Origin of the sequence: Paraburkholderia sp. SIMBA_053, from assembly GCF_046534895.1 — a bacterium.
Classification (GTDB): domain Bacteria; phylum Pseudomonadota; class Gammaproteobacteria; order Burkholderiales; family Burkholderiaceae; genus Paraburkholderia; species Paraburkholderia caledonica.
In genome coordinates this window covers 1-271 of record NZ_JAWRXU010000709.1, presented here as the reverse complement: position 1 = coordinate 271, position 271 = coordinate 1, and the positions used below count along the sequence as shown (strand labels likewise).

Sequence of the window (271 nt, the reverse complement as noted above, 5' to 3'; positions counted from 1 at the left end):
AGCGACTGCGCGCGGGATGGTGCGTCACCACCGTTCATCTGATTGGCGGCGCCAATGGAGCGAATTTCGCCTACGTGCAAAAGCGTGAGGAAGCCTCGCGACTGGCTTATGCGCGTCTTGCCGGAGTCGGGAATACGTGGGACGAAGCGACAGTGCAAATTGCGGGAAAGCCGGTGTTCCAGCTCACATTGAAAGCGCAACCGCGCGTGCGGCTTCTCGAACTCAGGCTTCCCGGCGGCGCGGTCCGCGGCGGCCGCGTGCCGCTTGCCCT

At 64.2% G+C, this 271-nt stretch carries 1 pseudogene; it reads left to right on the top strand.

The window, feature by feature from the left end:
• A pseudogene (locus SB753_RS37415) lies at window positions 1–271 on the top strand (hypothetical protein); the annotation flags it as partial.